This window comes from Candidatus Neomarinimicrobiota bacterium (genome assembly GCA_030743815.1).
GTDB lineage: Bacteria > Fidelibacterota > Marinisomatia > Marinisomatales > S15-B10 > UBA2146.
On record JASLRT010000076.1, the window covers coordinates 1 to 13,398 of the forward strand.

A 13,398-nucleotide genomic window follows, 5' to 3' on the forward strand; every position below is an offset into this window, starting at 1 on the left:
TACCGGGTGTAGTGGCCTCGGCACCCGAGGAAGATGCTGAGCTAAAGCCAATCGCCGGAGAGTCATCATCATCTGTGATGGTATGTGTAATTGTTGAATTAGTGCCCAGCGACGGAGAAGGGGTCTGACTGGTGGAATAGACTGGATTAGAAAGGGTTAAAACTATTGTTTCGTTGTTTTCATCCATTGCATCATTATTTATTGTAGCGGTTACATTGGTAGAGGTATTACCGGCCGTAATAGTAGCTGTTCCATCAGCAAGGGTGTAATCTGTGCCTCCTCCGGTTGCGGTGGAAGTACCTCCAACCGCATAGCTGACATTGATATCGATACCGGAAGCAGCGGATAATGTGGGCACAAAAACCGGGTTAGCTGATTCAGCACTTGCATTTGTAGCTGCAGGAAATGCAATAGAAGGAGCATCATCATCATCTGTTATTGTATAAGTGTGAGTTGTATTGGTGCCCAAATTAGCATTTGTTGGACCTGAAACGGTAAGAATCACTGTTTCATTTGGTTCATCCCGCGTATCGGCAACAATTACAGCACTGACATTGGTTGTTGTACTTCCTGCAGAAATAGTTGCGGTTCCGTCTGCGAGGGTGTAATCCGTGCCACCACCTGTTGCCGTACCTGTAACAGCATAGGCTACCGTAACATCTCTGCCGGAAACCGGCGAAAGAGTTAAGCCGATGCTCGCCGGTGTGGAACCTTCGGCAGCACTGGAGCTGGTAGATGTAAACGCAATCTCAGGCAAAGCATCATCATCAGTAATCGTGAAGGTATGAGTGCTGTTAGTACCGATGGAAGAATTGGTCGGGCTCGAAAGCGTGACGACAAAATATTCATTATCCTCATCCAGTGCATCACTAACGATCACAGGCGCAATACTCGTCGTTGTCGCACCAGCGCTAACTGTAGCTGTACCAGAAGCGAGCGTGTAATCGGTACCGCTACCGGTAGCGGTACCAGAAGTTACAGCATAACCAACTGTAGCATCTAAACCAGAAACAGCAGATAACGTCAAACCAAGGCTTGCCGGAGTGGTTGACTCCGCACCGCTTGACGTTGCATCTGTAAATGCTATAGTAGGTGCCGAATCATCATTGTTAATTGTATATGTATGTACTGATCTACCCCCCAAGGATGAAGCACTTGCACCAGATAAAGTAACAATAATCGTTTCGCCTTCTTCATACAAATCATCGTTAACTATAGTCGGGGTAATATTTGTTGTTGTGTTACCAGCAGTAATTGTAGCTGTCCCGTTGGCGAGCGTGTAATCCGTGCCGCTACCGGTAGCTGTCCCCGTAATCGCATAATCGACCGTCATGCTTGTATATGAAGCCAGATTCGTGGAAACTTCTATATTTGGAGACGCTGTCGCTTCAGAACCACTGGACGCACCATCTGTATCTGTAAACTGTATTGTGGGTGTCGCTTCATCATCGGTTATGGTATAAGTATGTGTTTGATTAGTTCCTAAAGAAGCGTAAGTAGGATTTGAGATAGTTACTATAACAGTTTCGTTGGTTTCATCAATACTGTCATCGACGATTGTCGCTGTAATGTTCTGGGTGGTAGTACCAGCGTTGCCGGTAATTGTAGCTGTTCCATTAGCCAGGGTATAGTCCGTTCCACTTCCCGTTGCAGTGCCACTTAAGGCATAATCCACCGTAACATCCCGTCCTGAAGCAGCTGAGAGTGTCAATTGCATAGGCGCAGATGCTTCATCCTCATCATCATCTGAAGACGTGGCTGTAAAAGCTATAGAGGGTGTATCATCATTATCAGTGATCGTATAAGTGTGTGTTGTTTGAACCCCAGTTATAGATGCATTGGTGGGGCTAGCGATAGTGATGATAATAGTCTCGTCAGCTTCATCAAGAGCATCATTAACAATTGTAATAGCAATATTTTTTGTCGTAGTACTAGCGTTGCCGGTAATTGTAGCTGTGCCAGCACTTAAAGTAAAATCCGTACCACTACCTGTCGCTGTCCCACCGGTTACAGAATAGTTTACGGCCACGTTCTGCCCTGAGGCCGCAGACAGTGTCAAACCGGCGTTCACTGAAGTTGTAGATTCTGCACCGTTGGCAGTCGCATTCGTAAAATAGATAGTGGGAGTAGCATCATCATCCGAGATAGTATATGTATGTGTAGTAGTAGACCCGAGAGTGGAATTAGATGGATCTGTAATTGCGATAGTAAAGTTTTCATCAGCTTCATCGAGAGCATCATCATTTATGTCTACAGTAAATGTATTGGTCAAGACGCTACCGCTCTTGTTGCTGTTGATTGTTAATGTTCCACCTGTTTCGGTAAAATCGACACCACCGTCAGTGGCCGTGTTTTCTGTGAGCGCATAATCCACGGTAGGAGCCAGACAAGAGTAGGAAGATAGTGTAACTTCAACTTCCCCGTCTGTATCTTCAGAAATTGAGGCAGCTGAGGTAGAAAAGGAAATTGTAGGTGTGGCATCATCATCCGTGATCGTAATGGTAGTGGCTGTTGTACCGCTCGCACCAGTAATACCGCCAGCCTCACCTGTAAAGCCCAGTATAATGGTCTCATTGGCCTCATCACAGGCATCCGTATCTATAGTTATACTGAAAGTTGCAGAACTTGTGCTTCCATTCGCAAACGACAAGGCTTGAGAGCCGAAGGTGTAATCATCTGTTGTGGCTGTCCCTCCAGTTCTTTCCCATGAAATATACGAAGCTTCCTCTGGATCCCCGGAAATATCCACTGTTATGGTGACGGTACCGTCACTCTCACCAACAGTGTAAGTGGCAGCATTAAAGTCAACTGTTACGGCATTCAGATAGTTTGAAAAAAGAACAAAGGTCCCCAGTAAGCAGTATCTGTACAGTCGCGAACTTAATGCGATTCGAGTCGAATCTTTGTAACAAGTTGGAATCATCTGATATGAATTAACCTTATCTTCATTATGTCATTAATGTTCTTCCATCAAAAATTTACTAAAGTAAAATTTTATTGCTGTTGACCCACATCACAGACTCCGATTAACTCCTTTGATGATGGTTGATTAAAACCTCCCACTGAAATCGATAATTCTTTTGTATCCTCACAATGTCATACCAAAAGATAAAAACAGATCTACCCAGGAGATATGTGTCCCCCCTCTCCTCAGATCAGCCGGAATGTTGTAGGCAAAGTTTGACCGCACCCCGATCCTCATATCAATCAGGTTGGCGATAGAGAAGCCGCTGCTCAGCGACCCCATATAAGCGGGTGAGGAACCGAGAAAACCCATCCCTAACTGGAGGTTCGAAGGTCCGGCGGGAATTGTCGCGACGCCAAAAGCACCGAATCCTTCGTACTGTCCTCCTATGGGCAGTGTATTCTGGAAGCCGAAGGTTGCCACTTCAGCTCCCACCCTGAACCCGACAGGACCGATCTTGAGAAAGAACGGCAGATCGACACTAATCCTTACGTTTGGTACTCCGTCCCATGAATTCAGGGTGACATTCCTGAAGCTGGGCATTCCCCCCGACAGCTGGATAGTAATACCGCGTTTGTATGTCGGTTCCTCACTTACCGGCTCTTCCTCTTCTTCTTCGAATCCACCAAATTCTTCACCAAACTCTTCCTCGGCACCGAACTCTTCTTCACCTTCATCAAAAAATCCTTCATCTTCCCCGAAGAATTCCTCTTCTTCACCAAACCCTTCCTCATCTTCAAAGGATTCACCTTCCTCACCGAAAAATTCTTCATCTCCAAATCCTTCTTCCTCATCAAAGAAGAATTCATCGCTTTCTTCGTCCTGGGCAAAGACAGGAACGGCAAATATAATAGACAAAATGAGCATCCATCTAACAGTTACAGAGAAAAATGTTAACAGATGATTGTGGTCAGTTTTTGGCATCATTACTAAGCAGTCATTGCAGTGTGTAAGCCACAGCGACAAATCCGTCAAGCCAGGCAGCCATGGAACCGTAAGTTTTAACCTCGGGCGGAGGATCGGCGGCGGCTGTCGATCTGACGCCGATACGCATGATGAGTGATTCTCCTACAGGAATGCCGAAGCTCTGAGATGCTACTATCGCTGGCGAAGATCCAGCAATCCCTACGCCTAACTTTATGCGGGAATCACCGGCGGGGATGCTCAAGATAGCGGCACCGCTCACACCCTTGAATACGCCACCCACGGGCAGGTAATTCTCGAACTTGAAGGAGCCTACTTCCAGCCCCAATCGAAACTTGACCGGACCAAGCTGCATGATGAATGGAAGTTCCAGTCCCAAGCGGAGGTCGAAGAAGGAATTCCACGTCATGAGGGTGCTGTTGACATAACCGGGAGATGCCGCTGAAAGCTGAATCGTAAAACCTTCCTGCTCTGCCTTTCTGGCAAGACCAACGCCACTTTCGTCCGCCTCATCTACCGCTTCTTCCTCCTCTGCGAGAAACTCGTCAAACTCGTCATCTTCCGCTTCATCAAAGAACTCTTCTTCTTCGCCTAAGTCTTCCTCTTCGAACTCACCTTCATCCTCCTCAAAGAATCCCTCTTCTTCGTCGAAGATTTCTTCATCGTCACCAAAAAACTCTTCATCTCCAAAGCTTTCTTCCTCTTCTCCCCAAAAGATCCCTTCTTCCTCCTGAGCGAAGATAAAATTCGGCCATGCGAGAAGAGCTAACGCTAACGCCACTATAAACCAGAACGAGCGTATATGTGCAGTATGACTCGAAGCTATCAAGACAAATATACTCCTAGCAGTTTTTCGTCAGAAAACATTCCTTACCTCTTCGATACATTTCCCGGCAACTGTAAATATACTCTGGACTGAAAAAGAAATCAATAAAAGAGATGCGGCAGAAAAAACCGCACTATTGAGGATTATAGGCAGGAAAATCTTTCATCACACTACTACAGAAATACTCCAACTACCGGAGACTCTCGTGATGAGCCCGTCAATCTAGTGCATGATGTGAACGTAGATCGGTAGCGTATAAGGGATTCCCCGTCTGTCGACCGTCACGCCATATGTACACCCGCCAGGACTCGAACCCGGAACCTTCTGGTCCGTAGCCAGACGCTCTATCCAATTGAGCTACGGGTGCTGTTGGTAGCGCGTACGGGATTTGAACCCGTGTTACCGGCTTGAGAGGCCGGCGTCCTGACCCCTAGACGAACGCGCCATGCTGGGGAGTAGGGACTCGAACCCCAATTACCAGGGCCAGAACCTGGCGTCCTGCCGTTAGACGACTCCCCATTCCTTATCATCAAAAAACAGACACACTTTTATCTTCAGCAAGAAGCGGGCAAATTTACCCTTTTAGCAGAAGGTCAACAATGACTTTCGATGGGATATCTGACAATAAGTTACTGAAGAATGCGACTAACACATGTGGGACGGCAGTGAAGGCTTTGTCTTGGAATCCACAGGATCTTCATAGTCGAAATCGTTCACACTCTCCACGAGTGAACCGGAATATTGAGCGGCCAGGATCACCGACGGCTATAGTAGAGTAAATCGAGCACGGTCAGGAGACCGTGCTCGATCACAGTTTAGAATAAGAGACCTGCCCACGTTGCTCCCAATAGGGAATCGTGACAGATCAAGAACAACAGAGTGTCAATACTAAAAATTACTTGTCAGGTTGATGGTAACGGCATCCTCAATCCCCGGCACATAGACGCAGACGCCGCTGTCGCATTTCAATCCCCCCTGCAGTGAACCGTAAAACAGAGAGAGAATCGTAGACGGCGTCACATAAACGGACGACTGAACACCGAACCATTTGTTCCTTAAGTCGACGCCGTTGCGGCGAATCACAGCCTCCAGCCAGCTGTCGTCCCCGGGATCTGTGTTGGCGCTCTGTCCTGTTTTGAGCTGCGAAGCGTAGTCATAAACAAGACCAACACTGAAGCGCGACGGCTTGCCGACATTCACCGCAACGTAGCGGTAGTAGTACGGAACGGAAGTAACTTCATCCGTTGTCACACTGTCCACGGCGCCGGTCTGCTGATCTTCGTACCCGATGTACGTCTTGAGCTGAAGGTCTTCCCACTGGTGCTCCCAGTAGATTGTTAATCCCAACTCCAACGGCAGACTGACGCTTAACTCCGTCGGCAGTGTCAGCAAGTTTCGTTTCTCCCAGGTGACTATCCGTTTCGAGCGGGATGAAAGCCATTCAGAAACGCCTGCCCGTTCGATGTATGAAGCGTCGTAAGTAATAATTTCACTCGCTTGTGAAAGCATCCCTTTGAAATCAAGTCCTAACTGCTCGAAGTGACTGTTGATTTCACCATAAATCTCTCTGAATGGATAGTACTGTTCACGCCCGTCCATCCACAACGGCGTCTGGGTCTCCTTAGCAACCCACTCAGTAGAAAAATCGGGATGGAACACCTTGTGGAAGGCAACATGTCGGCTGCTTGCGGCGTAATTGAAAAGCAGGAAAATATCTTCATTCAGCTCAAAGTTGGCTTCGATCTGCAGACCGACTTCATCTTCAAAATCCATAACGTGGGGTGTTCTTGATAGAAGCGTCGAACTGTGTTCACGGAATGCCGATGGTGGTCTCTGGACTGAACTGCTACGGCCGAGCCTGAAAGGTAGATGGCGTCTCCTGTCAGGATCACTGCTGTCGTACATATAGTTTTTGTATTCCACCGTCAGTCCAAGGCGGCCCGGATAATAAGATATACTTCCATATCCGCCCCACCCCTGCTGACTATCTTCATAAGTGAACCACTTGCGGTGAGCCGAAGAAAACAGGCTGTCACCATCCATGATCCTGTGCTCCCTGCGGGCAAATTCAAGGTATAGATCGAAATTCGGACCGATGTATTCTCCCATCAGTCCGGGGATGACGGATTGCGTATGCACGTTTGTGGAATCCACTGTCACGTAGCCACCTTCGAACAGATTTCGCATCTTATTGAACCACGGATTGGAGGCGTTCACCCGTACCACATATCCCCCAAGGGAAACGCCCGCCACCACCTCACGCCGTAAGACGGAGAGAGCGCTCACCGTGCTGTTGTCGGAAAAGTCTCTGATTCTAGGATCGACGCCGGGACCAACGGGCAGGTGACGTCCGCCGGCGATGCGGCCTGTGAGGGCGTCTATCAACCAGGTATTCTGCGGACGGTATCTTAGCCAGATTCCCCTCAGAGAAGTATCCCAGTCGATGCCCTGGTTTTCCCACAGATTGAGCGCCAGACCGCGACCGATCTGACCGTATAGATCACCAGCAGTCACAGATAGACTTTCGCCTTCCCACGACAGGCGGATCTTTCTCAGACCGCGCAGCGGCGGTCCGATCTGCGGCGGTGAACTGAACTCGAGATTGCTCCAGATGAAAAAGCTACCGTACCCTGCCGTCAGATCGATAAAATGTTCGCGATAGATGTATGGTGATAGTGCATCACTGCCTATTTCAAGACTTCGCTGTTTTCCTTCCCCATACAGTGACGTAAGACCGGCTGAATAAAAAAAATCCTGCCCCCCGATTTGGACCAGGAGAATGGCCAGAAAAAGGATGGTTTTGCGCAAAGGAGATTAGTGCGAGGGAGGTGAGTCTGAAGATTCTGTCGCTTCCTGCCGAACAAGAGATTGGATTTGTTCTTCCAGCACTTTTTCGTCACCCGGTACATAGCCAGTATGCTTGTAAACAATCTCACCGTACCTGCTGACCAGGACTGTGAACGGCATGACGTTCCCGTTCAGCCTTCGATAACTTTCCTGCACAGGATCGAGTGCCACCAGGAAATTGTAACCTTTTGATCGAACATAAGAGCGAACTTTTGAGCGGCTGCGTTCCGTATCAAGATTTATGGCCAGCACTCTTAAGTTGTCCTTTGTATACTTCTCGTGAAAGTTGTCCAGATGCCTCATGGCCTTCAGGCACGGTGCGCACCACAACGCCCAGAAGTCGATCAGCAGCGGCCCGTCATTCAACAGTTGGCGGACGGTCGTATTTTTGCCGTCAACCATCTTCAGGGATAAGGATGGGATACGATTCGTCTGGGAGAGAACCAGGGATGCGCTTACAATGAGACTAAATAAGAGGCGTTTCACAAGAGTTCTGACAGAAACTCAGACAACTCTGTTTCGGGAACAAATTCTACCAGAACACGTGCGTAGCGCGCCACTTCTTTGTGCGGCAATTCGAGTACATAATTCGCTTTAATATCCACCGCTTCCATTGTCACCTGTAGTGACCAGCTGCCAACGGTAAAAACTATCAGCGGCGAAAAGATATGTTCTGTCACGTAGTTGACACTGTCGGCTTTCCGCTTTTTCCAGTAAGGGTCAGTGCTGTCAAGGATCACGGTTCGGACTCTGCCGTCAACATCGTACAACTGAATTACAGGAACAGTCCTGAACGCACCCTTCTTGATACGATCGTTTAAATACTCAGGCAGCGGGAATTTACTCCTGGAAAATTCTATGGTAGTAAGAGATCCCTTCTGCCGCACACCAGTGTACGGAAGTGATTTCAGCATATCCTTAATGAGATTTTCCCTTAACGAATATTTCACCGGCACGGTCAGAACAATCATCTTTGAGTCATCATTCTTGATCTCTAGTTCCGGATTGCCGATGGTGACCTGATACGGATTGCTCGAAATCCTGGTGAGGATCTCTTCGAGCATCTGGACATCCTCGGGAGGCATCACTTCCTCATTACCGGAGGAGCCGAAAGTGAAGTCGCGCGAAAACTTACCGTGAGAGTCTACCGTGCCATCTCCTACCTCCCTGGCGCCGATATAGACATCCATCGCCTCCTCAAGATTTTCCAATGCCGAAGAGAGCGAAAAATTCATTTCCTTCATCTGCTGACTGTATTGCGGCGGTTCGGCTTCAACCAAAGGTGTCTTCAGTGTACCAGGTTCCTGCGTCGGCAACTGTCCTTTGAGCGGCTCGTTGACTTTTCTGAACAGATCATCACTTAGTGCGGGAACCCGATTCAGTGATCCTCGCGCCACAACTTTACCCAGTTCATCCCAGTTGGCTATGTTTATAAGCTGTACATTCACCACTACCTGATCGAGCTCGCGTGTGAAGGTACCCATCAGAAGGACGTTCCTTGTGCCGGGTTTTTGCCTCAGAAGTAGAGAACGATCCTGCAATATTCTCTCCATCTGCTGGCGACCGAGAATCCTGACACCGTCGATGCTTTCAAACTTCGATTTCAGCATATCGACGAAACCGGTGCTGAGCCATTGGACGGAAGGTTCATTTTTGATATTGTCAAATTCGAGGATATAGAGGTTAAGCCAGCGTGGTGCAGGGGCTAATCCCCGCAGTAGTGAGACCGCGGTTACAAACAGTAGAAGAACAAAGGCTTGACGGATTCCCTTCATCTTACGGCAATGTATTAGCTTGGGGAAGATTTTCAAATGCAATTTTTTCTAACCCTGGTTTTGCGAAACTATCGCTTTTTCTATCTTGGCCCACGAATCCCGTAGGGGAACGATGCGGTTAAAAACAGGCGCGTCTTCTCTGGTATCGACAGGATCTACGTAGAAGTAACCGACCCGTTCAAACTGGTAATGAGTACCGGGTTCAGCACTTCTAAGGTCGGGTTCAACAAGGCAGGCGGAGATAAGGTTGAGAGAATCCGGATTGAGGTCCGCTTTAAAATCGCCTTTAGTTTCACTCCCAGGACTCGGAGCACGGAACAGGCGATCATACTGGCGAACCTCCACTCCAACCGCATGATCGGCAGAGACCCAGTGAATTGTCCCCTTCACTTTCCGGCCATCTGGTGCGGAGCCGCCACTCGTCTCGGGATCGTATGTGCAGCGCAGCTCAACAACTTCACCCGTCTTGTCACTTTTCACAACGTCGGTACATGTGATGAAATAGGCATAACGCAGTCGCACCTCACGACCGGGAGATAGCCGGAAAAACTTTCTGGGCGGATCTTCACGAAAATCGTTTCGATCAATATAGATCTCCCGCGAAAATGGAACCTGCCTCGTTCCCATTGAATGATCTTCAGGATTGTTAACAGCCTGCACTTCCTCCACCTCTCCTTCAGGATAGTTTTCGATCACCACTTTTAAAGGATCCAATACAGCCATCCGTCTCGGCGCCCGCCTGTTCAGATCCTGCCGCACACAATGTTCCAGGAGTCCAACATCGACAACAGCTTCACGCTTGGCGACACCAACCCGCGTAGCAAAATCTCGCATAGACTCAGGTGTGTAACCTCTACGGCGCAAACCGGATATCGTCGGCATTCGCGGATCGTCCCACCCTGACACCAACCCCTCTTCCACCAGCTGAAAAAGTTTCCGTTTGCTCATGACCGTATAACTGAGGTTCAAGCGGGCAAATTCGATCTGCTGCGGATGATAAACATCCAATTCATCCAGATACCAGTCGTAGAGAGGCCGGTGATCTTCAAATTCCAGCGTGCAGACTGAATGGGTTATCCCCTCGATGGAATCTTCCAAGCCGTGAGCCCAGTCATAAGTTGGATAGATGCACCACTTATCTTTCGTCCTGTGGTGGCTGGCATGGACGATCCTGTACATAACCGGATCGCGCAGGTTTAGATTGGATGCTGCCATATCTATCTTGGCACGCAAAACTTTTGAACCGTTACCAAATTCTCCTTTACGCATTCTGTCAAACAGATCGAGGTTTTCCTCAATCGACCTGTTGCGAAAGGGACTCTCCTTCCCCGGTTGGGTGAGTGTGCCGCGGTATTGCCGAATTTCATCAGCGGAAAGATCGTCCACGTAAGCTTTTCCCGCCGCCGTCAGCTGGACCGCATACTCGTACATCTGGTGGAAGTAGTCAGACGCATAGCAGATATGGTCTCCCCAGTCGAAACCGAGCCAGCTGACGTCTTCGATAATGGACTCTACATACTCAGCCTCCTCCTTCACCGGATTGGTGTCGTCAAAGCGCAGGTTGCAGAAACCGCCATATTTCTGCGCCAGCCCGAAATTGAGGCAGATCGATTTGGCGTGACCGATATGCAGATAACCGTTTGGCTCAGGAGGAAAACGGGTATGGACGCGGCCCTTCCACTTCCCGCTCTCCATATCAGCATCGATAATCTGCTCGATAAAGTTCTTCGGCCCGTTTTCCTTAGCACTCATGGGGAAGACTCCTCAAAATCTCCATTAGCGGACGGTAGTCTTTCAAGAGCGGCGGCCAGTCTCCGCAGGCACGTCTCTTTGCCGATCATTTCCATCAGGAGAAAAAGCGACGGTCCGTGAGGAACTCCCGTCAATGCCAGTCTTGCGGGATGAATAAGCTTTCCAGGACTCAACCCCTTTTCATCGGTGACTGTCTTCAACACCTCTTCAAGTGTGGATTCATTCCACTCTTGAAGGCTTTCCAATTGAGTGACATAGAATTCAACCAATTCATTAACTGTTCTATCTTTCCACCGTTTATTAGAGGTTTTACGGTCGTATCTTTCCGGATCATCAAAGAAGAAATCCGAATTCTCCATGATTTCCACAAGTGTCTTAACACGACCCTTCTGGATATCGACGATATTAAGAAGCGTCTCCTTCGCGACTTCCGTGCGCCAGTCTGGGTTCAGAGTATGAATCCGCTCCAGCAAAGTTTCCGGGATATTCCCCATCATATGCTGACCACTCACCCAGGTCAGCTTCTGTTCATCAAAAACAGCTGCCTTCTTCACGATCCGCGCCACGCTGAATTCCTTAACCAACTCTTCCACGGTGAATATTTCGCGCTCATCTCCAGGAGACCATCCCAGGAGTGCCAGGTAGTTTGCCAGTGCTTCAGCAAGATAGCCCAGAAACTGATACTCATGCACACCTTTGGCATCGTGGCGTTTGCTCAGCCGCCTACCATCAGGACCGAGAATCATAGGCACGTGAGCAAATTGTGGTGCCTGCCTGTCCAAGGCTTGATAGATAATCAGCTGCTTGGGCGTGTTTGTCAGATGATCTTCACCCCTGATGACATGCGTAACCTCCATATCTGAATCGTCAACGACCACCGTGAAGTTATAGGTCGGTGTGCCGTTCGTCCGCTGGATAATAAAATCATCTATCTCCCTGTTATCCACCTCAATCTCACCGTATACCCTGTCGGAGAAGTTCGTCTTGCCCTCGGGAACCGCTATCCTGACACAGAACGGTTCAGCTGCATTCATCTTCGCTTTCACTTCGTCCTGACTGAGATCTCGGCAGACGCCGGAGTATTTATAGGTCTCTCCCGCTTCAACCGCCTCTTGACGCTCTGCCGACAATTGTTCTTTTGTGCAAAAGCAGTGATAAGCCATGCCATTGCTCAGGAGCTTAAGTGCTCTCTCTTGATAGACCTCCTTCCTCCCGGACTGGTAGACAATAGGACCGTCCCATTCCAGACCCATCCACCGCAGCGAAGCGCATATCTGGTCAACAAATTCCTGCTTGGAGCGCTGCTCGTCTGTATCTTCGATCCTCAGGTAGAATTGGCCGCTGTGTTTCCTGGCGAACAGATAGTTGAAGAGCGCTGTCCGGGCGCCGCCCAAATGCAGCTGACCAGTGGGAGAGGGTGCAAATCGGACTTTAGGTGTTTTTTTCATATCAGGTACTGTCACACTTCGTCAGAATGAGACTGACAAAACAGTTAATGTTGCTCAAGCAAAATGGCAATTGCGGAGGCGAGAGGATTCGAACCTCTGGAGGGCAAAACCCTCGCTGGTTTTCAAGACCAGTGCATTCAACCAGACTCTGCCACGCCTCCATTTCAACGCCGCGGAGAGGGAGGGATTCGAACCCTCGGTAGAGCTTTTAACCCTACACTCACTTAGCAGGCGAGCGCCTGTCGTCGAGGAAATCAGCTTGCAAGCAAATGGCAAACAAATATGAGCTCCATTTTTCAGATCAGAGATATATATCATTTGAAGGTCACGGTCAATTACCGCTCCATTACCAGATCACTCCGAACTAAGAATCTCCGCACGGCGAAAAAAATTGCCAAAGAACTTGAGCCAAAATTACTGATTGAACTCCTCACGAACAAACACGATGATTTGCCATTCAGCGAAATCGTGAGCCAGTTCTTGCATGAAGATCACGGCTGGAGCGAAAGAACTTTATGGCTACATCGCCACCATTTGCGGAACTATATGAAGCACGGTACACTTCCATCCAATCCCAACTCCCGCAATATGTGGGTTAGATCAATCAACGCCTGCTGGAATTGGGGAGTGCGGCAAGGACTAACATCACAGCCCCGTAAACTCAAGACCGTCTCAGCACCGCCCCGCATCCGCACATTTGCCCGCAATGAGCTTCAACTTATTTTCGCCTTCAATCCTGTTGATTTTGGGGTTAATATCACCCTTGAAAGCAAGAGACGCAATCCTTGGACTTATCAGGTAAAGTAAAATTCAAGCGATTCGGGTTGCCGAACTCTCAGGTATTACAGCGAATACTATCTC

Annotated in this window: 9 protein-coding genes and 4 tRNA genes; 1 reads left to right on the forward strand and 12 read right to left on the reverse strand. The window is 48.8% G+C overall.

Features of this window, described 5'->3' with window-relative positions; translation table 11 throughout:
- From QF669_06255 to QF669_06310, 12 genes are all read right to left on the reverse strand, one after another.
- The coding region (locus QF669_06255; GenBank protein ID MDP6457035.1) for a Calx-beta domain-containing protein at window positions 1-2,923 on the reverse strand (2,923 nt) is incomplete at its 3' end.
- 165 nt (window positions 2,924-3,088) lie between these two features.
- Window positions 3,089-3,823, reverse strand: a complete 735-nt coding sequence (locus QF669_06260) for a hypothetical protein (protein MDP6457036.1) — start codon at window positions 3,821-3,823, stop codon at window positions 3,089-3,091.
- Between the two features lie 79 nt (window positions 3,824-3,902).
- Window positions 3,903-4,670, reverse strand: a complete 768-nt coding sequence (locus QF669_06265; protein MDP6457037.1) for a hypothetical protein — start codon at window positions 4,668-4,670, stop codon at window positions 3,903-3,905.
- Between the two features lie 338 nt (window positions 4,671-5,008).
- Window positions 5,009-5,082 (reverse strand) — tRNA-Arg (locus QF669_06270).
- Between the two features lie 3 nt (window positions 5,083-5,085).
- A tRNA-Glu gene (locus tag QF669_06275) sits at window positions 5,086-5,160 on the reverse strand.
- Between the two features lie 3 nt (window positions 5,161-5,163).
- Window positions 5,164-5,234: transfer RNA gene (locus QF669_06280), tRNA-Gln, on the reverse strand.
- 369 nt (window positions 5,235-5,603) lie between these two features.
- On the reverse strand, window positions 5,604-7,523 hold the full coding sequence (locus tag QF669_06285) for a DUF6029 family protein (GenBank protein MDP6457038.1): 1,920 nt from the start codon (window positions 7,521-7,523) through the stop codon (window positions 5,604-5,606).
- Between the two features lie 6 nt (window positions 7,524-7,529).
- Entirely contained in the window at window positions 7,530-8,048 is a 519-nt protein-coding gene (locus tag QF669_06290) for a TlpA disulfide reductase family protein (protein MDP6457039.1), read from the reverse strand.
- Window positions 8,045-9,337 carry a hypothetical protein gene (locus tag QF669_06295; GenBank protein ID MDP6457040.1) on the reverse strand — a complete coding sequence of 431 codons (1,293 nt, stop codon included), beginning with the start codon at window positions 9,335-9,337 and terminating at the stop codon, window positions 8,045-8,047. The genes QF669_06290 and QF669_06295 overlap by 4 nt, the downstream gene beginning before the upstream one ends.
- 48 nt (window positions 9,338-9,385) lie before the next feature.
- Complete coding sequence (locus QF669_06300) at window positions 9,386-11,089, reverse strand: glutamine--tRNA ligase/YqeY domain fusion protein (GenBank protein MDP6457041.1); 1,704 nt, start codon at window positions 11,087-11,089, stop codon at window positions 9,386-9,388.
- Window positions 11,086-12,537: a glutamate--tRNA ligase gene (gene gltX / locus QF669_06305; protein ID MDP6457042.1), complete on the reverse strand. Its 1,452-nt coding sequence runs from the start codon at window positions 12,535-12,537 to the stop codon at window positions 11,086-11,088. Before gltX ends, QF669_06300 begins: the two co-directional genes overlap by 4 nt.
- Before the next feature lie 73 nt (window positions 12,538-12,610).
- Window positions 12,611-12,698: transfer RNA gene (locus QF669_06310), tRNA-Ser, on the reverse strand.
- 121 nt (window positions 12,699-12,819) lie between these two features.
- Between QF669_06310 and QF669_06315 the strand changes: the two genes are divergently transcribed.
- A complete protein-coding gene (locus QF669_06315; GenBank protein ID MDP6457043.1) occupies window positions 12,820-13,344 on the forward strand; it encodes a hypothetical protein in 525 nt (174 codons plus the stop codon).
- The last annotated feature ends 54 nt before the right edge of the window (window positions 13,345-13,398 follow it).